Source organism: Muricoccus nepalensis (assembly GCF_006438825.1).
GTDB classification, from domain to species: Bacteria; Pseudomonadota; Alphaproteobacteria; order Acetobacterales; family Acetobacteraceae; genus Roseomonas; species Roseomonas nepalensis.
This window is the reverse complement of record NZ_RCZP01000022.1, coordinates 19,038-44,464: the sequence shown is the minus strand read 5'-3', so window position 1 is coordinate 44,464 and position 25,427 is coordinate 19,038. Positions and strand designations below refer to the sequence as shown.

Annotated in this window: 13 protein-coding genes and 3 pseudogenes; 8 read left to right on the top strand and 8 right to left on the bottom strand. The window is 62.3% G+C overall.

Going from position 1 to position 25,427, the window contains the following annotated elements; translation table 11 throughout:
- Nucleotides 1-1,227 precede the first annotated feature (1,227 nt).
- Nucleotides 1,228-2,700, bottom strand: coding sequence for a S8 family serine peptidase (locus EAH89_RS18980; protein WP_140885288.1), 1,473 nt, complete (start codon nt 2,698-2,700; stop codon nt 1,228-1,230).
- Nucleotides 2,701-2,824: 124 nt separating this feature from the next.
- Between EAH89_RS18980 and EAH89_RS18975 the strand changes: the two genes are divergently transcribed.
- The 7 genes and pseudogenes from EAH89_RS18975 to EAH89_RS32210 form a co-directional block, all read left to right on the top strand.
- Nucleotides 2,825-4,612 carry an adenylate/guanylate cyclase domain-containing protein gene (locus EAH89_RS18975; RefSeq protein WP_140885287.1) on the top strand — a complete coding sequence of 596 codons (1,788 nt, stop codon included), beginning with the start codon at nt 2,825-2,827 and terminating at the stop codon, nt 4,610-4,612.
- Between the two features lie 109 nt (nt 4,613-4,721).
- The gene (locus EAH89_RS18970) at nt 4,722-5,714 is read left to right on the top strand and encodes a phosphatase PAP2 family protein (RefSeq protein ID WP_161993680.1); all 993 of its coding nucleotides are present in this window, start codon (nt 4,722-4,724) and stop codon (nt 5,712-5,714) included.
- A gap of 1,124 nt (nt 5,715-6,838) precedes the next feature.
- A protein-coding gene (locus EAH89_RS18965) for an IS5 family transposase (RefSeq protein ID WP_140885327.1) occupies nt 6,839-7,623 on the top strand; the annotation gives its coding sequence in 2 pieces (ribosomal slippage) (nt 6,839-7,157 and nt 7,157-7,623; 786 coding nt in all).
- Nucleotides 7,624-7,632: 9 nt separating this feature from the next.
- Nucleotides 7,633-8,079 (top strand): hypothetical protein, encoded by a 447-nt coding sequence (locus tag EAH89_RS18960; RefSeq protein ID WP_140885285.1) that lies wholly within the window; start codon nt 7,633-7,635, stop codon nt 8,077-8,079.
- Between the two features lie 443 nt (nt 8,080-8,522).
- Nucleotides 8,523-9,167, top strand: coding sequence for a hypothetical protein (locus EAH89_RS18955; protein WP_140885284.1), 645 nt, complete (start codon nt 8,523-8,525; stop codon nt 9,165-9,167).
- A gap of 399 nt (nt 9,168-9,566) precedes the next feature.
- Nucleotides 9,567-9,878, top strand: coding sequence for a hypothetical protein (locus EAH89_RS32215; RefSeq protein WP_206667609.1), 312 nt, complete (start codon nt 9,567-9,569; stop codon nt 9,876-9,878).
- 12 nt (nt 9,879-9,890) lie between these two features.
- Nucleotides 9,891-10,091, top strand: a pseudogene (locus tag EAH89_RS32210) (GNAT family N-acetyltransferase); the annotation flags it as partial.
- A 163-nt stretch (nt 10,092-10,254) separates the two neighbouring features.
- On the opposite strand, the pseudogene EAH89_RS18945 reads toward EAH89_RS32210, so the two are convergent.
- The 5 genes and pseudogenes from EAH89_RS18945 to EAH89_RS18925 form a co-directional block, all read right to left on the bottom strand.
- Nucleotides 10,255-11,132 (bottom strand): annotated as a pseudogene (locus EAH89_RS18945) (IS630 family transposase); the annotation flags it as partial.
- 125 nt (nt 11,133-11,257) lie between these two features.
- The gene (locus tag EAH89_RS18940) at nt 11,258-11,998 is read right to left on the bottom strand and encodes a PEP-CTERM sorting domain-containing protein (protein ID WP_161993679.1); all 741 of its coding nucleotides are present in this window, start codon (nt 11,996-11,998) and stop codon (nt 11,258-11,260) included.
- 391 nt (nt 11,999-12,389) lie between these two features.
- Nucleotides 12,390-13,604 (bottom strand): hypothetical protein, encoded by a 1,215-nt coding sequence (locus EAH89_RS18935; protein ID WP_140885282.1) that lies wholly within the window; start codon nt 13,602-13,604, stop codon nt 12,390-12,392.
- Between the two features lie 362 nt (nt 13,605-13,966).
- Entirely contained in the window at nt 13,967-15,484 is a 1,518-nt protein-coding gene (locus EAH89_RS18930; RefSeq protein ID WP_140885281.1) for a ComEC/Rec2 family competence protein, read from the bottom strand.
- Nucleotides 15,485-15,488: 4 nt separating this feature from the next.
- Nucleotides 15,489-17,531 (bottom strand): gluzincin family metallopeptidase, encoded by a 2,043-nt coding sequence (locus tag EAH89_RS18925; protein ID WP_140885280.1) that lies wholly within the window; start codon nt 17,529-17,531, stop codon nt 15,489-15,491.
- A 524-nt stretch (nt 17,532-18,055) separates the two neighbouring features.
- On the opposite strand from EAH89_RS18925, the pseudogene EAH89_RS18920 reads away from it, so the two are divergent.
- Nucleotides 18,056-19,365, top strand: a pseudogene (locus EAH89_RS18920) (IS3 family transposase).
- Between the two features lie 491 nt (nt 19,366-19,856).
- On the opposite strand, the gene EAH89_RS18915 reads toward EAH89_RS18920, so the two are convergent.
- Together EAH89_RS18915 and EAH89_RS18910 are read right to left on the bottom strand one after the other, a co-directional pair.
- Nucleotides 19,857-23,846 (bottom strand): CHAT domain-containing tetratricopeptide repeat protein, encoded by a 3,990-nt coding sequence (locus EAH89_RS18915; protein WP_140885279.1) that lies wholly within the window; start codon nt 23,844-23,846, stop codon nt 19,857-19,859.
- Nucleotides 23,843-25,105 (bottom strand): hypothetical protein, encoded by a 1,263-nt coding sequence (locus EAH89_RS18910; RefSeq protein WP_140885278.1) that lies wholly within the window; start codon nt 25,103-25,105, stop codon nt 23,843-23,845. The genes EAH89_RS18915 and EAH89_RS18910 overlap by 4 nt, the downstream gene beginning before the upstream one ends.
- Nucleotides 25,106-25,427 lie beyond the last annotated feature (322 nt).

The window sequence follows — 25,427 nt, the reverse complement described above, 5'->3', positions numbered from 1 at the left end:
GAGGCACTCATTGCCGCCGACGCCTGTATGTTGGGGCAGACACCCCTGCTACCGGCACCGAGGCAGTCACCGAACACCCTATGCTCGTCATGGCGAAGCTGCGCTCCGACCGGTCCAGCGCCTCCTCCGAGCGCGGCAGCAAGCTGCTGGACAGCTAGAACTCACGTTCGACGAGCGCCTGCCTTGGTAAATGGGAGCGTGCCTCCGACCAACTGGCCGCAACACGATTCTGCCTGCATCCATCATAGCGCACGTAGAGCTCTCTTCACCGGTGCAGGTGGCTGCCGTGACACCACTCCCAACATCTGGTTTGTCTGTGTGATTGCACTGGCGAGCCAGGGCACGACTGGCTGAGTTTGCCGGACCCCTCTCCGTAGCAAACCGCTTCGATCCGCTGAGCCGCGGCATGTTTAGATGCGGTTGCACTCTCGAGCATAGCCGACCTCGCTTGCGAAAACAGTCTGGCGCCTGGTCCTGTGGATAAGCTGTATCATCGGGGAAGCAATTATTATCGACAAGACCGGCCCTCTCGGGAGCTTATTGCCTCGCCGCATGCTGAGACAAAGTTGCCCTTAGCGAACAGGTGAAAATTAACTGCACCACACCAGGAGTAATCGAACAGGGTGGGGCGCAAGCATGATCCCAGCAGAGAAAGCCTGACGACAGATGTTTAGAGAATGTTGTTTTGCGGCCGAGTGGACGATACAGAATATTTCGGCTAGATCTTTTTTAAGAGGTACTTTCGAGAATGCTCCACGCAGCGTCACTCACAACTATTGATCCAATGCATTTCCCCTGAAGCATCTCAAACGCTTTGTCTCTTTCACTTCCAAGTAAAACGGAGCCCTCCCCTTCTCGCAAAGCTCCAGCCGACGCTAAACCCGCATGAACCGACGTCTCAAACAACCTATGCCATCGTTCATTAGCGAGTAGCGCGAGCCCGATCTTCAAACAAGTGGATACCTCCTCCTGAACACCTTGACATTCAGGCCAGACCGCAATTTCGTCTCCACGATCGAGTACTACTTTGGATCGATGCAGCAAAGCCAGATCAAAAACGTTTTGACGAAAAGCATTCAGAACGGAAAATGTGCCGAAGGGTTCTCGGTATCTCACCGCCAAGATGCCAACTTTCCGCCGTCGGAAATTATGCAACAATAGTTAACTCCCTCAATCTCTCGACATTTGGCGCTAGCCATAGGTTTTAAGGATTGTACTGAAGCAATCTCAACCGGTACCAGATTTTATTTCAGATGACTTCGAGGCGGGTAAGTTGACCTCCTGCTTCTCTCGGCTCACAGCATCCGCGAGGTTCAATATACCATATCCGTAACGCAGATCGAAGCTTGGTGTGTCACTAAATTTTTTATCGGCCGTCTCCCTAAGATAACTGCGGAGTTGGGGTGAGCTCATGGTTTGGCAAGGCGAACCTTGACTCCTCAGTGCAGCAACCGCGCCAACAGTTAGGCCGCATGAAGCCGACGTCCCGCTACTTAATGCCGCGGCATCAGTTGATTCCACGAAGTGGCTAGGCGCGCAAAGATCAGGTTTGTCAGAGAAGGATTGTGAAGGCGTTCGGAACGCAGGCTGCCCCGGGCCCTGTGAGGAATATCCGATCCACGTTCCGTCAGCACGGACGCACCCCACAGTAAGCACATCCGCATGCGAGCTAGCGCCGAAAATACTGTTACCCGGTCCTGTGTCATTTGGTCCACACAGCGGATGCGGGCAGAACTGACCACCATTACCGGCAGCAAATACCTGATCGTAGCCGCTCGACGCCAAGCTCGTTACCAGCTGGTTTAACGGATGCGCTGGGTTGCTGGTGTAGTTCGCCGGATGATCGGCGGGTAAGTTTTCCTCCCGGCGATCATAGATGCCCCACGCGTTGCAGAAAACCCAGGGGCCCGGATAAATCACGGAAAGCCAAGTCTCTATGTCCGTCTTGATTTGCGACAATGCCGCGAAGGCCCAGCTTGTCCATCCAACCACATTGGTTACCCTGTCCGGCAGCAAGGGGAAATCGAACAATCTTACATTAGGAGCGATGGACAGCACGTTTCTGGCCACCATAGTTCCATGGCCGTTGAAGGGTCGGTCCTGTGTGACGCTGGTCCAAAGAGGGACAGTGGGCTTTTCTACTTCCCATGCACCAGCAATTTGGGCGGTTGGCAAGAACTGATCCAGGGCTGCTCGATTTAGTCCAAGATCCACTACTACGACGTTCACACCGTCGCCTCTCAGTGGCGGGGTATGGTCCAAGAGTGAATCTGCTCTGACGAGATGCAATGCCGCATCCCGGGTGTGGAAAATTGATGGAGTGTCTGCAGATGGGCACCAAGCGTCGAAGGCTCCTATAGGGAGATCAACAGCAATGCTGGCGCCGGGCACGGCGTTGATTGCCTGCAGAAGCTTATCAACAGACGAGTGGCTCTTTGCTTCGATACTGATGACAAGTACGGGCAGGGCTGCGGTGGCACGCTGCTTCCCAGCGATTGCTTCGCGTTCGAAGCCTTTCAGTGGTTGAAATCCGTTCGACAGCGAAGGCAAAGAAACGATCTCGAATTCTTCTTGCGATAAGTCGATAATCCTCCGAAGAGCGCTTTCTAACCGTTTCGAAGGTGACTGCCGATCCAGCACAGATGCCTGATAAGCACGCCTGAGGCTATGATCATTGGGAAGGGTAACCATGAGTCGCATCGCCAGAAATCCTTCCTGGTCAGGAGCACTTTAGTGCCTTCCCCGTCACACTGCTCTTGCGAACCCAGACTTGCAAAATCCTTATCACAATGGTACTCGACGCTGCCTCAGAAGGGTCGGGCAGATGCTCTCTGAGACCTCTCCGATAGAGCGCGATATCACTGCGTTGAAGCGGCGTCACGCGACGATCGTTTTTGCGGACATCGTTGGCTACTCCGTGCTGGCCGCAGCAAACGAGGACTACACGACCGCACGGTGGCTGAGGCTATTTAAAAAGATCGTTGCTCCGGCTGCATCAGCCGAGGGCGGACGCATCGTGGACGTCCAGGGAGACGGGACACTGGCGGAGTTCCCCGATGTCCAGTCTGGACTGCGGTGGGCTAAAATTCTGCACCAAGCGTCACGCGTACTCGACCAGCAAACGAGTGACGATGTACCCATCGTGTTCCGGATAGCAATACACCATGGGAACGTCATCGTAGAAGGTGACCGCATTCTAGGTGATGCGGTCAACATGGCAGCCAGATTGCAGGAGTACTGCACTCCGGGCGGAACACTACTCTCCGCAGAAGCAGCGCTGTTACTATCGCCAGACGATAGAGCCGTAATGCGAGATTTAGGCAAGCTGCCGCTGAGAAATTTAACGCGTGCGGTGCACGCGCTGTCTCTCGATCCACCCGAAAACACTCCAGTTCCTATTCCGCTCGCGCCAACACAGCTACCATCAGTAGCTGTTCTACCACTCTTTAATTTGTCAGCGGATCCAGCGGATGAGTACCTGGCGTCCGGGCTTGTAGAGGATGTCGTTGCTTCGCTGTCAAGGCTCGGAGAACTGTTCGTCATATCACCAGATAGCGCCCGAATGTTTAGGGGGCAGAACCCCTCACCGCAGCGTGCTGCGCGAACCCTAGGAGTGCGCTTCGTTGTATCTGGCAATCTTCGCCGAGCAGGCGGCGGATTGCACGCTTCATTCCGGCTCACCGATGGCGTGTCGGGCGAGCATCTTTGGGGCGAACGCATGGATGTGGCTGAGCACGAAATCTTTGCTGTACAGGAACATGTGACGGCCAGAATCGTAGCGGGCGTTTCACCGAGCATCCGTGCGACAGCACTTCGGGATGCCATGCGTAAACGTCCTGATAGCCTTACTTCCTATGATCACATGCTTCGAGGCTTGCACCTAATGGCCTCGAGCGAGAGAGACGCCTTTATCGAAGCTCGAGGTCACTTGATAAGGGCGATGGAAGAAGATCCATCATTTGCGCAGCCTATAGCTTGGGCTGCTCAATGGCATAGTCTTCGAATTGGTCAGGGTTGGTCTGAGAATCGCGAAGAAGATGCAGAAGCGGTATTTTCATTCGCTGAACGTGCGCTTGATCTCGATTCGGCCAACTCACTTGGGCTTGCAGTGCTTGGTCACAACAGCGCCTATTTACGGCGCGACCTCAACACAGCACAGTACTGCTTCGGCCGAGCTCTTGCAGTATGCCCCAACAGCGCGATTGCCTGGACGCTGTCGAGTGCAACATTGAGTTATTTAGGCCGGGGAAAGGAAGCGGCAGCACACGCGGAGCGTGGCTTGCGCCTTTCTCCCTATGACCCCCTGAGCTACTACCAGCAACATTTTCTTTCTATTGCGCATTATACTGCGCGTGACCTTGAGCAAGCAGAGCGCTGCGGGTGTTTGGCTATAGGTGGTAACCCGGCACATGCGTCTAGCTGGAGAATGCAAGCAGTCATTCTCGCCGCTCAGGGACGGGTTGAGGAAGCCAAAGAGGCCGGATACCGTCTAATTGCACTCGAACCCGAATTTGGAATTGCTAGCTACACCTCGCGGAGAATGCCTTTCCAAGATAGCGGTGTACGCATGCGCTTTGCCGAAGATCTCCGTAAAGCGGGCCTTCCTCGTTAACCCTTGATGATTGGAGCGCGCCATGAGTGGCACGAGTGGTACAAGCGGCACTAGCGGTACAAGTGGGACTAGCGGCACCAGCGGGACTAGCGGCACCAGCGCTGGTTCTGTGATTGGCCCAGATGTCACAGCCTTAGGCGGCGATATTTACCGGCCCCTGCTGATCTCGCCATCGACCATGGTTGTCAGCGGTCTTCCATCAGGCGCTCCACTTATTTTTACGGGCGAACGCTGGCCGGGTTCTCAGGGTAACGACTGGGGCCTAGTACCTTCGTCAGAATTCAGAGATTCCGATTGGGACCTTGATAAAATCTCCATTGCGGTTTTGGGTGAGGTTGTTCAACAAACATTAGGTGCTTCTCCGGGCAAAACCTGGGCGCAGTTGTTGGATACTACTGTTGACGCCTACGATCCCGCGATGACGACTGCTGAGTTGGCAGAATTACGCAGCCTTATTGAGTATCGAGCAGGAGTCTTTGATGAGGCGATGGCCCAGAGAGCAGGCATGCTCACCTATATGCGCGGAGTGTTGAACTTTCGCGCAAGTTCGCATCCATCAACGTACCGCCTCTGTGTCCTCGGGTTTCAGTTCGCACAGTTTCAGAACATGTACTGGAAGCGGGTGTTTAAGCGTCCACGGCCCTCTCGGCTCGACCCCACATTGGTTCCACCCATCGAGGTGCCTGGGCATGCTGCCTATCCCAGTGGGCATGCATGCGAGGCAATGATGGTTGCTCTGTTGCTAGAGCAAATTCTTCCCAGTGAGATCATCCCGCCGGGCGGCGCCGAACTTGGGCCTTTGCGAGTGATGGCTCGGAGGATTGCGAGGAACCGTGAAGTGTTAGGACTGCATTACCCCAGCGATACCCGCTGTGGCTTCAAGATCGCTGCTCGCTCTCTTCCGCTCTTCCTGTCAGCTCCGACGGTAAGAGGCGTCGAGGACCTCGACAGCAGTGGAACTGCGAAGAATGCTGCTGGAGATGAACGAAGCCAGGCCGCAGTCACCCTCGACACTAGCTCTCCGTCCGAGACAATCGAAACAACAGGTCACCAAATCTATCTCAATGGCCTGTTGGCGAAAGCCAGGCTGGAGTGGGCTTAACACGGCTTCAAGTAATTTCTTTGGCCATCAGAACGGTGTAGATCGACGATCCTGAATGATTGGAATAGAAAGAGCAGCAACATCTTCAATGTCGTGCACAGGCCCGCATGCGGTGCCCAGCCGTCAGGATGGCTGCTTTGGCGCAAATGTCTTCCGTGTTACTTCGCTGTGGTGGTAGTTGTCGTGGTACTTCCGCTGCTGGTTTGTGCCATTGGCGTTGGGGCAGTCACCACAGTAACCGGATGTTTGGCAGCTTCAACCAGAGCGTCCACCTCACGTTCTATCAACTTGGCGGACAACTCTCGCACCCGCCGAGTCTCTGCGGCGTATTGAAGATTATCTAGCACCCCGTTCATGCGATCTTGGCATAAACGAGCCAAGATTATGCTGCCCCAATGTAAACCTTGCGATCGCTGGCCGAAAGACGCCGTGCTAACTGCGAAGGAGCGGGATGCCTCCACCCCAACCGGAACACTTCCAGTGACGGAAACGTTGCCGCGGTTCCCCTCACCATAGGCTTCCAGCGCGTCGGGTGGAGCTTCAGCACAGGTGATGAACTGGCGCGTTTTTTCATCAGGCTGCATCGATGTAAGCACGATGCGCCGACCAGCGGACACAGCCATGACACTGTAAAGTTTCCGGCCAAAAGGACGGTCGTTGATATCAGCTTCTAAGACCGAATTTGTGGCTCTTGTTGAGAAAAGGTCCAGGCCGCACCCACTCAGCAGCGGTGCGGCGACTAGGGCAAAGATGAAACACATAGGTCGCATGGTCGCCTCCCTTTTGAAATGAGGACAGTGACACTCATCTAGGAAAGTCATGCTCCGCTAGCTTGCCCGGTTAGCACAAGAATTAATTGAATAGGCTGACGTGCTTCATGCCCGATTGCCGATCTGGCGTACCCGCCTTCGAAGCAACCATGAGCGAGGATCTGCAGGCCGGTCTTCGTTAAACCGAAACGGTGGCGACGCGTAGTATTCTGGGGCGGCATAGCTATGGCACTGTTTGCTCCAGCTCCGGCCCAATATGGGACTCTGCATCAGGTGCCGCCTGACCTGACTAGGGCCCGTTAGCACCTGATTCCAGAGCACCATGCCTGCGTGCTGTGGCTTTTGGAGAACGCGATGGCGCTGACAAATGGGCAGTGGGCGGTGCTGGAGCCACTGATCGAGGCTTGTCGTCCGCACGCAAAGGTACCGCCCCAGCACCTGCGCCGAACCATCGGCGCGATCCTCTGGCGGCACGACAATGGAGCGAAGTGGCGAGCCCTCCCCGCAGAGGAGGGACCATGGTGGATTGCGGCGCAGACATTCATCCGGTGGTCGCGGCTGGGTGTCTGGGAGCGCCTTCTGAAGATGGCGCAGGAGCGAGGTGTAGGGCTCGGCATGACCTTCCTCGACGGCACCTCGATCCGGGCCCACGCCAAGGCAGCAGGGGCGGCTAAAAAGGCGCGCCAGGACCGGAGCGCGACAAGCGTGAGGCGCTTGGCCGATCTCGGGGCGGGTTCGGGACCAAAGTTTGCGTGATCGCAGACAGCAGAGGCCGCGTCATCTCCTTCTCGCTTGCACCAGGGAAGGCGCACGAGTTGCCTCATGCCATCCCCCTCCTCGCCACCCTCCCCGGCGTGCCGTTCTGGGTTGTGGGCGACCGCGGCTACTCCAGCCACGCCTTCCGCGAGCACGTCTGGAACCTCGGTGCACGCCCCGCCATCCCGTCCAAAAGCAATGAGGCCCCAGTTGCGTGCCCGAGTTGGGTCTACACTAACCGCGACCGCGTCGAGCGCCTCTGGGCCAGGCTCAAGGAGTGGCGGGCCGTCGCTACACGCTATGAGAAGACCGCCTCGTCCTTCCTCGGCGTTCTCCACCTCGCGGCAACAATGGATTGGATCAAGAGCCAGCCCGGAGTGTAGGCTAACTCCATGCGGTTCGGCGAATTGCGATCCATTGCCCACAACGTCGCCGACTCTCTCGCGAGCGGCTATAGCCAACTCGTCGGCATGTACGAGTTAGACGTCTTCGGAGAGGCAGCGAGCAGTCCGCAGGGCTTTATCGACGTGGATTTCCTCGCTGGGACAGCACCCAGCGGCCCAGTTTCCACAACCTTGAATGAAGCAATCAGCCGCTTTCGTGAAGCGCTGCCGGACCTCTGCAAAAAGCACCATGTGTCGGAGGCTGCCTTTCGGCAGCTTAAAGCGCGCTGTTCCACCGATGGGGCCTCAGCAACCTTTGTCGTCACCGTTGAGGACGTCTATGGTCGGACTGCGACGGATACCTACGTCGGCAACCCGGGAGCACGGCCCCGGATCGTCGACAACCTGGGGCGCATCCGCACCTCCCGACCATCGGCAAAGCTCGTCAGCCGCTAACAGGCCCTAGCTCTCGGGCTTGCCAGCTGAACACATCTAGTGCGCACTCGGATCGCCGCATCCGTGAAGACCTGAGGCCGACCCCGCCGCCCCGTCCCTTCGGCGGCATGCCAAGTCAAATCGAACAAGATCCAGGCGCTCAGGTCACCGCGGGCGATTAGCCCTCTGTCGTACTCTCGCCAGTTCCGGGTTCGATAGCGCGTCGTAGGGCGCTCGCCCTGCGTCGGTGCCTTGCTCATGCAGGCCTATCTGCAAAATCTACGCAACAACGCCGCTTGGAGCTACAAAATAAGTTTACACGTTTAAGGTTGCAAGCTACTATCAGACCACCTGTATTTTTACCGTTCGTTGAAAATCTCCCGCAACGAAAGTTGAAAACTTCGAATTTCTGTCCGCTGAAGCGCTGCGCGCCGCATGGCTCTAGCCTTGGATAGGAAATCCACGTGGACAAATTCACGTTCGCAAGTCATGTGATTGCCGCGCTGGCATGGCCAACCACGGCACTAATCATTCTGCTCACATACCGCAGACCGATTACTGCAGCTTTGGGTAAGCTGGTCAAAGCCAAGATGTTCGGCGGAGAAGTAGAATTCTCTAGGGAGCTGGACAAAGCGGAAGCAAATCTCGCAATCGAAGGTACGGGTGTAGTGTCCGGCCCGGTGGCAGGATCACCTCAGCCTAGTGAACAAGGTTATGGTTCGGCTCCAGCCAGTGCTCAGCTGTCCCCTCCAGTAGATGACTCTCTCGAACCGGATCACTATTGGCAGAAACAAAAACCATCACCTACCGACGATACACCGCTAAGGCTCATTGCTGTTGCTTATCACATGGTCGAACAAGCTTTTGCAGAAAATATCGACTCTTTGTTGGAGAACGCAAGGCGATCGCCAGACATGAAGGATTTGCTGGACAGTGTGCTGAACCTTCGCACGCGGTTTAACAAACTCAAAGAGCTGCGCAACGAGGCTTTTCACAACAACAATATTACCAAGATCGACGCTACTCGCTACGAAAATTTAGTCAGGGAATTACTAAGAGATCTGTTAAACACAAAGAGGAAAGCGCAAAGCAGCGTGGGCGCACCATGACAAACAGATTAATGGTCCCTTAGCTCACTGCCGGTACATCGGCGCTCCGATTGTACCGCAATTTTCTACACCTGCGATCCGCTATCCGTCGTCGAATGCTTAACAGCCTGGACCCATAGTGGCCCTAGCGGGGCAGGAGGATGGCTGCAAACCTCATTGACGGGTATTCGGGCAGACCACTAACTTCCGCCCCATGGGTGGCCTTTCTCTCCGCACCGCGAACCGACGCCGTCGCTGCTTCTCAGCGGCGGCTCTTGCAGCTGCGTGCAGAATGGCCTCCTCCCCGGTGAGGTCCGCTCCCTAGCGGCCCACCTACGAGGCGGCATCAGCCCGCACCTCCGAACCCCCGCAGCTTTTCGCTTCGGGGGTTTTTCTTTGCCCTCACCTCAGGAGACGACTGTGCAGCAAAGCCCTAAATCGGCATACCAAGCCTTCTCCGAGCCGCTAAGTGGATCCATCCGTTCGGCGCTACGCCGGGCAGTTCCGGGTGATGCTACGGCCGTTCGCAGCCTCACGCGCGAGGCTTACGCGAAGTCGGTTCCGGTCATTGGTCGGGAGCCGAAGCCGATGACGGCCGATTATGATGCGGCTGTCAGGGATCACATCGTAGACTTGCTGGAAGTCGACGGGGAACTGGTAGCCCTGATCGAGATGCGTCTTGAGGTGGACCACCTGCTAATCGTGAACGTCGCCGTGCTGCCTACCCATTAGGGACGCGGATACGGACGCGCCCTGCTGGCCCATGCCGAGGATCTTGCCCGGTTGCTGAGTACGGGGGAGGTGCGCCTCTACACGAATGGCCGCTTCACCGAGAACGTGAATCTCTATGAGCGGGTCGGCTACCGGGTGGAGCGGGAAGAAACCTCGCACCTCGGCGTCGCCGTCTACATGAGCAAGCCTCTGGACCCTCGATCCGGACTGTAGCGCCGCCCCCGACCCTTTGCAGACAGTGCTCCTCACTAGATCAGCAAACAGACAGCGAAAGCGTCGGATGGGGAAGCTTACGCGGAGAGCTTCCCTGAACTATAGAGGCGAGACGGATGATGCGATTTTGGAGATCGCGGTGGGGATGGCGGTACCACTCCCTGTTCGCCGAGGTCGGCGTGAAGTGCAAATGCCAGCGCGGGCGCTTGAGCAGACAGTCATGGACAAGCTTCGTCTTGTGGGTGGCCGCGTTGTCGAGCACGAGGTGGACGTCGAGGTCTGTGGGCACGGCCCCCTGACCTGATTCAGGAAGGCCCGAAACTCGGTGGCGCGGTGACGTCCCTTGCAGGCGCCGATCACGGTGCCAGCCTTCACGTCGAGGGCGGCGAACAGGTCGATGGTACCGTGCCGGATGTAGTCGTGGCTGTGGCGCTCGACCTGGCCGGGGCGCATGGGCAGGACGGGCGCCGTGCCCTCGGTCGCCTGGATCTGCGGCTTCTCGTCCACACACAGCACCAGGGCGCGATCGGGCGGGTTGAGGTAGAGGCCCACCACGTCGCGCACCTTGTCGACAAAGGCCGGGTCGCGCGACAGCTTGAAGGTCTCAGCGCGGTGCGGGTGTAGGCCGAAGGCGCGCCAGATGCGCGACACCATGGTCTGGCTCATGCCGACCTGCCGGGCCATGGCGCGCGTCGACCAGTGTGTTGCCCCCGTGGACTGCGTCTCCAGCGTCCGCGTGATCATCGCCTCGACGGCGTCGTCGCTCACCCGCCGTGGCGCGCCGCTACGAGGGGCGTCCATCAGCCCCTCCAGCCGGTGTGCCAGGAAGCGCTGCCGCCAGGTGATCACAGTCTGGCGGCTCACCCCCAGTTGGCACGCGATGACGCCGTTTGGTAACTCCGGCCCAGCATCGGCAGTCAGCACGATGCGCGCCCGCAGCACCGCCACCTGACCCGCACCGCGTCGCCGAACCAAGCGCTGCAGCGCCTCGCGCTCCTCCTCCGTTAGCACCAGCCTTGCTGCCTTCGGGCTGCGTGCCATGGGCGCCTCCTACCAGAGACGACCAACCCTACACGCCGATTAAACTGTCAGAGAACCTCCAACTCAGACCACTAGGGCCTCGGCCGGGTGCGACCCCTCCCGTCGGAAGGAGGAGTCGTGCGCTCTCAGGCCCGGCGGCGGGCGACGCCGATCATGCCGAGCAGACCCATGCCGAACAGAGCGAGAGAAGCGGGCTCGGGCACGGCCACCTGATCCTGCCCGTTGCGGTTGCCCGGGAGGATGACGAAGGCGTTGTTGATGAAGAAGCTGCCGCTCGCGTCGATCGCGGTGCGGTCACCGAGACTCGTCCAATCCACTGTGAAGGTGGTGGTCGGTGTGTCGAAGACGATGCCGTAAAAAGTGTTGATCCCGATCACGGACTGGTACACGGCATCGCTGATGCCAAGCTGCGGGAAGACTGCGAACGACTGGGATGAGGCCAGCGTCCCGGCGCGCAGGTCGCCGCCGAAGCCTAGGATTGCCTGATCGAATGTGAAGGTGGCGCGGTAGGCGCCGAGGCACCCGAAGACCGGCGAAGCGCACGTGAAGTTGGCGCCGATCTGGCCCGGCATGACCGAGGGCTGCTGGCCCGTGTACCGGGAGATCACGAGGTTCGGGTCGTTGTAGGGCGGAGAGGAGGTCCCGACCAAGATCGGATTGGTCCGCGTCGCGGGTGTAAACGTCCCGAACGAGTCCTGGAGGGTGACCTGATAGCCCGTAAGTATCTGCGTGCTCGTGGGGCGGGCCTCGAGTGCCGCACTCAGCGAGTTCGCATCGAAATAAACGGCAGCCTCTGCTCGCGGCCCCATCGTGACAAGCGCGAGCGCCACACCAGCCACGACAGCGAACTTGTTAACAAAGCGCATATTATTTCCCCAAAACGTCGTGTTCCGGTAATTGCATCCGGCTGACGAAGCAAAGACAAAGATCGCCCTTTTCAGACACATGTCTATTTTTTGATCGAACGGTAGGCTTGTCGCACCGGCGTGGAGCAGTCGCGTTTCGGCAAGACGCCTCGCTCGCTCGACCACTCCACGGCCTTGTGGGGAATGGGCCGACAGTCCCAAACCGCGCAGCCGCTCGCCGGATCAACCGGCCAGCCCGGCTTCCCCTCCGCCGCGACCGGGTTCAGCGGTTGTCGCCAATGAGGATGAGCATTCCAGTTCCGGACCATGCCGAGCGGAAGCCATAGTCGAACATGTGCCGAGGAGAGATCAGCCGCAATCGGTCTGCCACTTCAGACTTCGTGAAGCGCCATCAGTTCCCCAGCGTCCGCATCAGCGCTGCCTCGTCGTAGCGCGATCCGAGAACGCTCGAGCAGTACCTCTTCACCCGGATGATGCGCTCCTGAACATGGGCCCCGACTCCCCGGAGCGCGGTGTGGAACGGGATCCGGAAGCGGCTGCCTGCACCGACTGCGACGGGACGGTTGAAGTCATGTTTCAGAGACAACGATCCGAATGTCCCGACACCGAAGTTCGCTGTGACGCCCAACCGCCCGGCGCCGCCGGATTCGCCGGTGACCCCCGCCATCAACGCCGCGAGGCGCTGTCCTGCCGCCGCGTTGTCGGTCGTCGGCGGCGTCTGCGGAGGCGAATCGACCTTGCCCGATCCGGTACCACCCGCGAACGCCGGGACCGCTGGTGACGTGCTCGAGACGACCCGCTGCAGGTCGAGGGCGAGGCGGACCGCCGTCTCCGCGTTGTTGGTGAAGGCGTATTCGAGACCCCCGGCGTAGATCACCCGATTCATCACGAGCACTTCAATTCCCGCATTAGCAAGGGCGCGAGCATCGCCCTGGCAGGCCATCCCGACCATGTCGGGGCGGAGCTGCCCCAGCACCTCGAAAAGAACCTCCACCCAGACGCGTTGGTAAACGTCGTCGGCGTAGTTGTTGTGCAGGAGGTTGAGCCGCCAAGCGTCGAGCGAAAGGTCCTGGACGTTGCGAAGCGAGATCCGGATCGCGGTTTCGGAACTGCGGCCGAGCCCGATACGGGTGCCAAAGTTCCCGTAGACCCCTGCCGCGCCTAACTGTCCCACGGTGATCCGGCCGACCGACAAGTTCGGTATCGCTGCACGCTGGAGGCGAACTGGGCAACCGGCCTCGTCGGCGTGCCCGATGTCGTACCCGCCGCAGTTGGCTGTATTCACCACCGCCCCGGGACGCGCGATGCCGTCCACAGCGTCGGGTCGCGTCAGGGGCTGCATGCGCGGCCGGTCCTTGGTCTGTTGGCGGGTCAGTTCGCCCATGACCGCATCCCTCGGGAACGACCCGACGCGCGCGAGGCTGAAGCGCGGCGCGGAGGCACTGCCGTCGGCGGGAGGGGCGTGCAGATAGAAGTCGCCGACTGAAACGTCCTCGGACATCGGGTAGAACGCGAACATATTCAGTCGACGCATGGTGTCGGCCCACTGATGCTCGACGTCGATCTCTGGCGGGGATGAGCATCCCGCGACGGCGGCCAACGCCATCGCAAGGAAGCCGCGGCGCCACCGGCGATAGCAGCCGCTCCGGGCCTCTCGATGGTTCCAGAGGTGTCCCTTTGAAGGGGCAACCGCTTCCGAAATCTTGAAATGAGGCAAGCCGACGGTCCTCCCAGCGGTCGCCAAGGCGACGGTTGGAGACTCGATCATTCAACAATTAGCTGCTAATGCTCAACTATTGAATGGGTGAGTGGGGCGCCCACGGCGCTTGGTGGTCCATCCCCGGGTCGTCTCCAAACCTGCGGGGACGTCCGCTTTGTTCTCCCGGATTGGGATCGCGTCGGAGCGATCCGCGCGCCTGACCTGTGCAATGGAAAACTAGGTCGCGGCCTGAAACACTATCCCCGCGCCTACACGTCCGAATCTGCGAAATCGCACTCAAAGTAGAGCAGCGTGCACCGCACGCGCGCCATGAACTCGGACCACTCCTCACCGGAGACGCTCTCCGGCTTCTCCGGGGCATCGGTGTCGGTCTGGAAAACCCTTCCGGAGGTCTTGTCGACAAGAGCTGTCTTGATGGCCGCGAGCGGATGTGCCCAGACCGGCACTTGCTTGTAGGCCCATGCCGGGACGGCGGTAATCATCGCAGTGAACTCGCGGCGGTACCGGCCCTGGGCCATCCAGGACAGGTTCGGATAGGCGCTCTTCGCCGTACCGTCGAGCGTGGCGTTATGGCTTCCGTGGTGGCCCACCTTGTAGAGGACGGTCCGCGCAAGCAGGTCCTTTGCCGTGATCGCGCCCTTGTCCTCGGGCCACTCGCCGTCAGTCCAGGAGATCCAGTTCCCTCTCTGGGCATCGCCTACGAAAAGGAGGACCTTGCGCGAAGCCTTCAGCTCGAAAGCGAGCACGAGACTTGTATTGTTGATACCCGTGTTGAGTTTAAGCGCTAGGTCTTCCGCCGACTGGAGCCAGTCCGTGGGAATACGACGGAATGGTGCGTCGTCCGGGACCTCCCTTTCAGAATCCGGCACGTCGATCGCGCTGCCGCCTCCATAATGCTTGGAGAAGAACGACCCGAAGTCCGGATGATCCATCGCCCGGTCGATGGGCACACCGTATACAGGGTCGAAAGGTCCATCTGAGATACCATTGCCGTCACTTTGGGCCGCCCGCACCGCCGCTAGGAAGCTGTGCTTCGAAGGGGCGGTCATCGCTTGGCCAGGAAAGCTCTCCGTCCCGACGGGGTCCTCGTCGGCAATGAGGTCTGGATCGCGCGGCGGGCCAAGCGGGAACACCCGGACGCCGCTGACGCCCTCCATGTTAAGAATATCGCCATGGGGAGCAACAAAGCGGATGCCGCGCTCGCGCTTCGCCTTCTCCTTGAGCATGGCCATCGCGCGCTTGTTGCCGGAACGGGCGGGGTCGGTCGCGGCGAAGCCGAGACTGACGCCACTCGCCTCCGGCTCATCGCCAAGTTCGAGTTCGATCAGGGCCTTCAGCCACGTTCTCGGAGCATCCCCTCCATCGACGCCAAGCTGCTCGTAGGCGGAGAGGAGGCCGATGAGTTGGTCCCTGTGCCGTGCGCGTAGGGCGTTGGCCACGGAGTCCGAAGGGTCCTCGGTCCAAGCGAACCACGCCTCCCCTACCTTGAGTTCGTCGAACGCGTCGGACAAGAAGCCGTTGAGGTGGTCCTGATGTTCGTGCGTGACGATCACCAGGTCCAGCTTACCTCCCGTTGCCTCAACGATGTCAGTTGCCACCTCAGCAACAGTGGCGTGCACCTTCGATCCTGGCTTGTAGCCGAAGTCGATTAGTACCCTGAACGTGCCTCCCGTGTCTGTGGGGAAGGCGAGCAGGAAGCAGTCGCCATGACCTGGTCGGTACATCCGGACCGTGACGCCGCTCTCCGGGGCCATCATGAGCGGCATCGAGTCATCCCTCCGCGTAGCGGTGCAGCATCGCGAACGGCTCCCGGATGTCACGCTCAGCAACGGCGCGGCTCGGCGACAGCCCGGAGTCGAACGCGTTTCCACTAACCGAGAAGCCACCGGTCATGAACTCGCGGACGCGCGCAAGTTCGGCATTGTCGGCGATTGTGCCAGAGGTACGGATGACCCGCCTCACGGTCGATGTCACCGGGTCTATGAGCAGCGTGCAGCCCGCCCTGTAGACGAAGTCGGGCTGATGCGTTGTGTAGTCCGCGTCGTCGACGTCGCCCAAGTCCATCCTTTCCTGCACCTTCGGACTGAAGTAGCCCTTGCGCCGCTGCGTCATCTCGACCACGAGGTCGGCGACGAGGGCACCTCGAGGACTCCGCCGGACTGCCCTGCGCACGGCGTGAACTTCCACGGCCGGTTTGCCGTGCTTCGTCGTGTAGACGGTCAAAGGTGCTAACCCCTTATCGAGGACGAGGCCGAAGTTCGCCGCCTGCCCTGAACCCTGTCCGTAGAGCAGCCAGCGATGCATAGCCTTTGCATTCGACTGGGACAGGTTCCACATCTTCCGCCGATCGCTGTCGAGCGTCCAAGGCTCGAAACGCAAGGAACTCCTGCTGATGGATCGCGGCGCGGGCAAGGCGGTTAGGAGGATCGGCGTGACTTCCGGGGAGTCGGGGCCCTCGTCGTCGTCCTCCGGCGGCTGCTCCTCTTGGATGAGGTTCCGCACGGCGCTTGTCGTCTCGTCGAGGCTGCTCTTCATAACGACTTCCGAGAGCAGGACCGCTCCAGTACCTTGGGCGCCGGTGTCGGACTGCATCCGCGCCTCGCGAAGGTCCGGCCAAGTCAGGCTCTCGACCGACATGCTCCGCGTCTTGCGAGGGTGGATCCCCCACTGGCGGAAGCTCTGGATCATTGCGACGCGGTAGCCGTACTCGTCCTCGGGATTGAGGTCGAGGTCGGCCGTAATGACGGCCTTGAGGTAGTCGCCAAATGTGATGTCTACGGGCGGGCAGTAGTCCAGGGCCCGAATGACCATCTGTAGGACGTGCTGCGAGATCTTCGTCGCCTCCTCGGCGAGGCGTTTGGCGAGGTCCGGGTGTATGTCACCGGCGGGCAGGATGCCGGTACCCTGGGTGGCGATACGGAACAGGTCGGCTGTCCGCGCCTGGTAGACGAGGATGAAGGCGGCAAAGATCGCGGCCACGAGGATGGCGCCCCGGTCGTGCGGCTCTACGACGGTCTCGAGAGCGCGGGCGTTGGGAGACGTGCGCCGCCAGATTCCGTCGCTCCCCTCCCTGCCCAGGGCGTCGCGAAGCGCCGATCCCCTCCCAGTGGCTCGTCCGAACTGCTGAGCGAGTTTCGCGAGGAGCGTATCGCCGGACAGGTCGCCCCGCGCGCGCACGATCTGGTCATGCAGAACGCCTGGATACGAGAAATGCTGAAAAAGCGCGACGAGGTCGGCAAAGGCCTCGTGGAACGCGTGCACGTCGGGGTTGGTCGCTTCGTTGAAGCGCGGGTGAATACCGTCCAGGAGTGCGTGAGTGACCTCGTGCGTGATAATGTCGTGCGAGAGGCAGGAGAAGACGATGGTGCCCGGTGTGTTGTGGGCGTCTTTGGTCCGCACGGGGAAGTAGCCGAGCAGGATCGCCTTTTTCTCAGGGCTGTAGAAGGAGTTCCTACCCCTTAGGGCGTGAGGATATATTCGGAGACGTCGGACGAACTGCCGGATCATGCCGTCCTTTGAGCGGCGTGGTGACCAGAGGGCGACGCGACCCAGTGCCCGCTCGAAGTTGCCGATAGTGACCATGGCGACAGCGTAGGCCATCTGTTGGTGGAACTGCGGATTGCCCTCGGAAGGAGGCAGTCCGTCTTCGGCGAGGATTGCCGCCTCGTCGAGGTTCACCGGAGCGTAGGCGAGACCCGAGGCGGGATCGACGTCGACGACCTCCACGTATTCCCCGACTGGCCCAGGCCTCAGGGTCGGCTCGCCGGTCCGAGGGTCTCGTTCAGAGGGGATGCGGACGGTGATCTCGTTCATGTCGAACGTGTCGAGGCGAAGAGCCAGGCTCGGATCAAACGCGAACACCCGCAGGCGCCGGACGGGGGCAAAAACTTTTGGCGACGTGATCCTCATGGCCTAAAGCCGACCGATATGAGAGCAGGTCTCGCCACCATCCGATGTGGACGACACGCAGGGTGTGCAGGATACCGAATAGCTGGCGAGATAATCGAGCCGGAGATGAGGAAGCGACGCTGATCCATAACGGATGATCTCCGGAACAGTCGCGAAAACCCTAACATTCCTGCTGAGGCAGTCCAGGACATTTCGCGGTTGGCCGAGGTACGGACCGTTCCATGCCGTTAATCCGCATGCCGCCGGTTGCGACGTGACCCACCATTGGAGCCTGCCGATTGCGGTTGGGCAAACGATATCCCAGCCGGGCACCTCGGCCGGGCGCTGTTGCGGAGATCAGTGTGAGGACGTGATTCGGTCTGGGGTGCGGCAAGGTTCGATGAGACAGCCGACTGCGGTAGAGGTCACCGCAACCGGAGGTCAGACCGATGGACCAGAACCACAGCGACAAGCCCGTGGGGGCGCCAGCGGGCGCCCAGAACGCTGATGCTGGCGCCCCGACGGGCGGTGCCGTGCCGGAGCGTCGCAACTCCGCCCGGCGCAAGCTGGCCGCTGTCACCCGCCTGCTGCGCGGTGAGCCGCTGGAGACCGTGGCCCGCGAGCTCAACGTCACCGTCGCCCGCCTGAGCGAGTGGCGCGACCGCGCCCTGGTCGCGGCAGAGGCGGCGATGAAGGCGCGCGAGCGCGACGGGCGCGACGAGGAGCTGCTCCGCCTCAGGGCCAAGCTCGGCGAGGTCACCATGGCCAACGAGCTGCTGGAACGGAAGATCGCGGCCTTGGAAGTCGGCCGCCCTTTGGCCCGACGGAGGTCGAGGCGGTGAGCCAGGCCGTCTCCCCGGCCATGGGTCGTCCCTACGGCCTGGCTAGGGTCGCTCGGGTCTGGCACCTCTCACGCGCCACAGTTTACCGCCATCGCGCGGCGCCCGACCCCGCGGCTCCGGCCGGTCCGCCACGCCGGGGCCCGGTCGGTGCCCCCTCCGATGCCGCGTTGCTCGGGCACATTCGCGCCCAGATCCTCGGCTCGCGCCTGCATGGCGAGGGCTACAGGAAGATCTGGGCCCGGTTGCGCCATGCCGGGATCCGCACCTCGGCCCGGCGGGTCCGGCGCCTGATGGGCCAGCACGGCCTGCTCGCGCCGCACCGGGTCGGCCGTCCCGGGCAGCGCGCCCATGACGGCACCATCACCACCACCGTGGTGGATGCGATGTGGGGCACCGACATGACCGAAACCGTGACCGTCAGAGAAGGCCGGGCCCGGCTGTTTGTTGCCGTCGACCACTGCTCCGGCGAGTGCGTCGGCAGCCATGCCGCCCGCTCAGCCAACCGCTTCGAGGCGCTCGAGCCGGTGCGCCAGGGCGTCCTGCGCCACTTGGGCCGCATCGAGAAGGACGCGGCCAAGGGCCTGGCGCTCCGCCACGACCACGGCTCCAACTACATGTCAGGCGACTTCCAGGACGAGATTGCCTTCCTTGGCATCGAGAGCTCGCCCTCCTTTGTCCGCCAGCCAGAGGGCAACGGCGTTGCCGAGCGCTTCATCCGCACCCTGAAAGAGAACGTCCTCTGGGTGCACACCTTCGACACCATCGAAGAGCTGCGCCGTGGATTGCAGGACTTCGTCGCCCACTACAACGCGACCTGGCTCGTCGCCCGGCACGCTTATCGCACCCCGAACCAGATTCGCGCTGAGCACCGCAGCCTTGCTCAATGCCCAACGGCCAACCTACCCTTGGCCGCCTGAATAGCGCAGCCAGCTGTCTCAACATTCGGGCGCACTACACGATCATCCAGGCAAGCACCACCCCGTGAATTTTGACTCACTTGCCCCTACAGCCGCAAGCTCCCTGGCGATCCCTGAAGCCAGCGGGTCTCGTCATGAGCTCAGTGGCATCTTTTAGTGCGTGTGAGTAAGCGGCGAGCCGGAACCCCGCGGAAATGTGCCCTATTTCCCTCGGATGGTGCGGAAACTGGAGCGAAGATATCGTCTCAGCGGTGCCAATCGAGACCTCACCCGCTCGTCAACTCCGGCGGGTAGATCAGGCATTTGCGGTCGCTCTCGGAGGAGGACCCAATTCGGCACTGATTCCCACCTTAGTCGCCGAACCTGCGCCAGAACTCGGCGCCGTTGCGGTAACCTGTCACCCATTCGGCATCCAGCATGGGCAGGAAAGCATCCAGGGAGCTTTCAGATTGAACGATGAGTCCAGGCGCGATCCTGCCGAGCGGCGGGGACTATACGCCGGTTAGTGCGAAGGCGGCCCAGTAGAACGGCGCCGAGCGCGGCGGAGTAGACGCTGGCGAGGGTCCGGACCCCGTAGGGCGGCCAATCGCCGACATACGCTGCCTGCGGTTCGGGATGGCCCCAGTCGTCATCACCAGGGTCGCTTGATCCAGTCCGGACCTGACGCACTCGTCCGGCGTCGATAGCGAGACGTTGCCGCGCAGCAGGTCTAGTTGGGCGAACTGTAGGGCTTCGTCTGGTTCCAGCCCCGACAGCAGATGGCGTTCGAAGAGCGTGTCGACGAGGATCTTCGTCGCGCCTTGCTCAACAATCCAGAGCGAGGCGATCACGCCTGGCAGGCCCGCCTCCACAAGCGCGGCTGGGAAGCCGATCGCCTCTTGGCTATGGCCGAGGCCGATGAGCCCACTCTCGCACGCAGCGAGTATGGCTAGTCGGCTCGCGCCGAGATCGGAATTACGGATCCGTCCGACCGTTAGCCGACCCGCCGCTTCGTCGCCCTCCGTCCCCTCGCGTGCCAAGACGAGCGCCGATGACGCCGGATTCTCAAAGTCCCATACTCCGTGACAGGAGAAGAGAAGGTAGGCGGCGCCCGGCAGCGATCGCATAACTGCGTCGACCGTCGCGGCGTCCCCGGTCAGGGTCTGCGGCGCGCGACCTCGGAGTGCTCCGGGCACCGACGTGACGGTCGTTCCGAAGTTGACCGCCAGCACCTCGCCCGCGGACGTTCGGCTGTCGCGTCGCTTCCGACTTGCGAGGAACGCCGCCGGACTCGGCGCGTAACTGACGATCCAGTCCTCTAAAAAGTATCGCATCCCCTGCGGCGTCGGGCGCCGTGCGGCGTGCAGGGGCATCACCGACAGCAGCCCGGACGGTACGATCGTCACCCGCGCACCAAGGGGAAGCCGCAGCTCGCCTTTGAGGAACGCGTCGAGCGGTCCCATGATCGCCGTCCACAGGCAACCCAGGTGGCGCTCGATTACACCGTTCCAGGCCGCAATTTCCGCGCCGGATACCCGCCCGTCCTTGTCGATCGCGCCGCGGAACCTGGCGTAACCGTCGAGCCACGCGATGTCGCTCGGCCGCGTCGGCGCGATTCGGTCCGGGGCAACGAGCAGTCCGATCTGGTCGAGCGCCGCCCGCTCCTCGAGTTCGAGGCGGTGAAGACCAGCGCCGGGTCGATGCGCGTCCAAGACCAGGAGAAACCCGTTCCCGGCACCGATCACCGGGATGACGAAGACATGTTCGGCGCCGAGGCCAGAGGCGACAACCTCTGGTGGCAGAGGCGACGGCGGTCCGATCCCGGCCTCCAGCAGACGCTCCTGCAGGCGAGCGAACTCCTCCCGCGCGGTGGCGTGCTGTTCATCGCGCTGGATCGCCAGCGTGTGTCGCACCTCCCCGGGCGGCGTCTTCGCGATCTGCGTGTCAAGGCTGCCGAGACGAGCTGCTGCTTCCCGCCATCGGACCCGCGCGAACCGGATCCCTGCCGCCCGAGCCTCGCCACCCCCTCCTCCCTCGTCGAGAGAAGTCGTCAACTGGATTGCCAGCCCTCTCTGGACGGCAAGGAACGCGTCGTGCGTACGTTCCGTCCGCATCCAGGCCGCCGCGAGACGCAACGACGATCGCGCGACGTCGCCCGACCATGCCATCTGGGTCCGCAAGTCGAGGGCGGCCCCGACCAGGGTCTCCAGGATTTCCAAGGTCGCGGCCTCGTGCAACGCGACGGCGGTCCATGCTCCCAGCGTGTCCTCGTGCACGGCCTTGTCGACGAGGATGCGGCCGAGGCTCCGCGCCGCGCGCGCCCAGTCTTCTGGCGCGTCCGTGTGGTCTAGGCGGGCGAGTACCCTCCTCGCGAGGGAGATTGCCTCCCTTTGCGCCTCCCCGTCCGCTGAGAGCCGCCCGAGGGCTCCCAGCGCCGACGAGAGATTGATCGCGGTCCTCGTCCAGTCGGCGGGCCGTCCACCAATGCCGGGCGCGACAAGGGCGGCACGAAGCAACTGGACGGCTTCGGTGATGGGAACCGGGTCGCCTTCAAGGCGTCCGAGAAGGAGGAGCGCCGCAGCGAGGCCCGCCGATCTCCTCGCGCGGAGCGTCGCGGGCGTCGTGCTCGCCCCTGTCTCGAGGGATGCCCTAAAGGCCGCGACGGCCATTTTCGCCGCGGCGGGATCGTCGGCGCGCTGCGCGAGGCTGGAGCAGGCAGCGCCGATCTGGCTCTGGACAGCTCGCCACTCCGATGGGAACTCCGGCTCCGGCGTCGCCCGGGCGCTGCGCCGCAGGGCGATCGTGGCTCGCCGAAGGGCCCTCGTATCCCGGGCGAGATCGCCCACCGCGAGCCAAGCCTCGCCCAGGCCACGCAGAAACCGGCCGGAAGGCGGCGTCTCCTTGTGAGCCATCAGGACTTCTACCGCCTCGCGCGCCAGAGCCGGGTCCCCACGGAGATCGGCGAGGCGGGTGAGCGCTGTCGAAAGTTGTTTTGAGACGTGTACCCTTGCGCCCGGCGCGAGGGTCTCCTGGCCGCTTCCCGAGACCTGCCGGAGGATTGCGACGGCCTCCTGGATCGACAAGGGGTCGGTGACGAGGTCGCCATGGGAAAGGAGGACCGTCCCGAGATTGGCTTCGGTGATTGCCAGCGTGGCGTCGCTCGCCCCGTCCTCCCTTCGGACGGCCAGCGCGTCGCGCATCAGGGCAATTGATCGATGCGAAAGGTTCACGTCACCGGCCATCGCGGCGAGGAGGGACGACGCCCTGCCGAGTTCGGACAGGGTGCTCGCCCGTTCGGCCGCTGGATCCTCGGGGGTCGCCAGCGAGCAAGCCTTGGTCAGTGTTTCAACCGCCTTCCGGGCTAGGCGGAGATCCTGGCCGCTCGCCGCGACGACCCGGTAGGCCGACCCCAACCCGGTCAGGCGGCTCGCCCGGGCCTGGCGAGGGAGGCTATTTTCCGCCTCAATAGAGCGGTGGTAGGCGCGTACGGCGAGCCGCGCCGACCTTACGGAGTTGTCGAGATCCGCTTGCGTGAGGAGCGCCGCGCCAAGATTTGCCTCGGCGGCCGCCCGCTCGCGGGCTCGAGCGGGCTTCGGTCGAAAGCGTATGGCCTGCCTGTACGCCGACACTGCGTCCTGGGTGGCCCGGAGGTCGTTGGCAACGAGGCCGAGCGTCTGGAGCGCGCCTCCCAGGTTGTTCAGGATAGCGCTCCGCCAGTGCTGCTCCGCCGCACGCGGCAGGTGCTCCAGCGCAGCACGGAACGCGATGACAGCCTCGCGCAGGACGCCTCCGTTCCTCGCCCACGATCCGATTTGCACCAAAGCCAGTCCCAGGCGATCCTGCGCGACCGCCCAGGCTCTACTACCCGGCTCCATGTATCCGCTTCCGAGCAAGCTGCGGAGCATGGCCACCGCCCTATAGAGTGGGTCCGCGTCTGCCGTCACGCTGCCGAGGACGTAGAGCGACAACGCCTGCGTCGAGACCACGGACCACCGCTCGTCGGGGGCGTATCCCGGACCAGGATCGTTGGCCGCCAGACCGAGGAGTTCCATCGCAGCGAAGGCGCGTGCGGCGCTGTCGAGCCTTGCCGCCGCCATCGCGAGCGCCTCGCCGACGTTCGCAGCGATCCTAAGGCGCGGCCCGAGTGGCAGGGTCGACGTCAGCCTCGCGTAGACCTCGGCCGTCGCGGGACCGATCTCGTCCGGACCGGCGCCGGGTCGATCGGTGGCCTCGACGAGATCTGCGCGGCACTGGCGGAAGAGGGTCCACTCCCGCAGCGCGTCTGCCCGTCCGTTCGCTGGGAGGTCGCAGCATCGCTCAAGGAGTTCGGCGTGATCCCGGAGATCCTGGACGTCGTACGGACGGTCGTCCCTCTCCGCCCACCGCAGCAGGACGGCGACGGCCGGGCGGCCCGGGAGATGCTCCGATGCGGAGCCGAGGATGCGCGCCTTTGTGTGGGGATCGGCATCAAGGAACCGTACGAGTTCCTCCTCAACAGTCATGCCTTTTGCGCCGACCGCGATGGCGGTGGTGCATCCTGCTCGACGTATTCGACCACGCAGAGCGCTCGGTCTCCCGCGGGGAGGAACTGAAGCCACGACGCGAGATGGAAGACCTCGAGGGGTGTCGCTTCGAGCGCCGTGGTCCCGCTCCAACCGTGTCGCGGCATCATCGCAGTGACGACGAAGAGAAGCGCGCTGCGGGCTTCGGGGCCCGACACCGGCAAGCCATCTCCCTTGTTGGGCAGCACGTGCCTTCCCGCTACCAGCCGCCCGGCGAGGTCGAGCAGGGGGTTCAGCCAGAGAAAGCTCCGTTCCGGCGCTTCCTCATAGCCGTGGTGCAGCACAGTCAGGTGCCCGTCGAAGGGCATGTCGATTCGCAGGCGGACGTTCTCCCCGATCACGAGTTCCGTCGCAGCGAGTCGCGGACGTCCTGCTCCGATCGCGGAGGTCGCAGAGGCCGGGACGATCCCGGCGAAGGGCCTGGCCTCCGACATCGCCCTGAGGAGCGCAAGCGGATCCGAGTAGGGTGGGGAGCGCTCGAGTGCATGGAGCAGTCGTCCGATCGCGTAGACGTCATCAGCGACGTCGACCAAGAGCGCACGGATTGCCGCCAGCTCCTCGGCCGCAAGGATGTTCCGGAGGACGTCGTTCCGGTTTAGCTCTTCAAGGATGGCGTGGACGAAGAGATCTATGAACCGGTTCGCACCGTCGGGTCCTCCCTCCCGCAGGTAGACTTTGAACTCCTTCGGAAGGTCGGACCCGGCGAGGAGGAGGGCTAGGTCGTCGATCACCGTCTTCTCAATGAACTCAATAACGGCGCGCGCTCGACCGCTGGCCGGTCCGTCGTTTGGAGGCGCTGCGAGCAGATCGGACAGGGCGGGCGAAACGGTCTCGGCCACGTCGTCCGACAGCGGCGGAGCGGTGCTGGGGCGGCCAGCGGTGCGCGCGCTCGTAGCAATCACCCGATCGAGGTACCGGACCAGAGCCTCGTCGCGGCTTCCAGCCGGACGGGCGATAGCGATGGCGCGGCAGGCCCGAGCCGAACGCTCAAGGGCGCGCGCCTGGGCGGAGCGGATGCCAGCGATGACCCCGGCTCGTCCGGGACTAGCACGCATGCCCGAGAAGCGATGCAGGATGCCGCGGAGCAGACCGCAGAAGCGACGATCGGTGACGTTCCCGGCGACCCCGCCGGGAACGGCCTCGGCCATGGTCTGGACCAAGCCCAGGGCGATTGCTCCGAGCGCCAGCAGTCCGGACACGCTATCCCCTCCCACAGGATTTGTCGAAGGCTAGCTCAGCCAACGCCGGTTAGTCTGCGGTACATTTAGACGGACAAGCATGTTCCGCGCGAATACGCTCCGGGGTCGTAGGGAGGGGCGGACCGGTACGGGCGCGGGATGTCCGCCGCACCGCTTTCAGATTGGTTTGGGGCCGAAGGGCCGGGCGGACGGACTCGCCGCCTCGTCTCCCGCGAAGCGGCCGGTACGTGTGAGGCAGGGTGGCTGGGCGGTGCTCCGGTGGTACAGAGATCATGCCGGAAAGCGCTTGTGACATTCGGTCACTGTTTATGCGTAACCAACA

What these genes read in the sequence shown, in the direction of transcription:
- EAH89_RS18935 (WP_140885282.1), bottom strand. Translation starts at nt 13,604, where the DNA reads ATGGCGTTGGCCGCCGTCGCGGGATGCTCATCCCCGCCAGAGATCGAC.
- EAH89_RS18930 (WP_140885281.1), bottom strand. Translation starts at nt 15,484, where the DNA reads ATGCCGCTCATGATGGCCCCGGAGAGCGGCGTCACGGTCCGGATGTAC.
- EAH89_RS18960 (WP_140885285.1), top strand. Translation starts at nt 7,633, where the DNA reads ATGCGGTTCGGCGAATTGCGATCCATTGCCCACAACGTCGCCGACTCT.
- EAH89_RS18980 (WP_140885288.1), bottom strand. Translation starts at nt 2,700, where the DNA reads ATGCGACTCATGGTTACCCTTCCCAATGATCATAGCCTCAGGCGTGCT.
- EAH89_RS18940 (WP_161993679.1), bottom strand. Translation starts at nt 11,998, where the DNA reads ATGCGCTTTGTTAACAAGTTCGCTGTCGTGGCTGGTGTGGCGCTCGCG.
- EAH89_RS18915 (WP_140885279.1), bottom strand. Translation starts at nt 23,846, where the DNA reads ATGACTGTTGAGGAGGAACTCGTACGGTTCCTTGATGCCGATCCCCAC.
- EAH89_RS18975 (WP_140885287.1), top strand. Translation starts at nt 2,825, where the DNA reads ATGCTCTCTGAGACCTCTCCGATAGAGCGCGATATCACTGCGTTGAAG.
- EAH89_RS18925 (WP_140885280.1), bottom strand. Translation starts at nt 17,531, where the DNA reads ATGAACGAGATCACCGTCCGCATCCCCTCTGAACGAGACCCTCGGACC.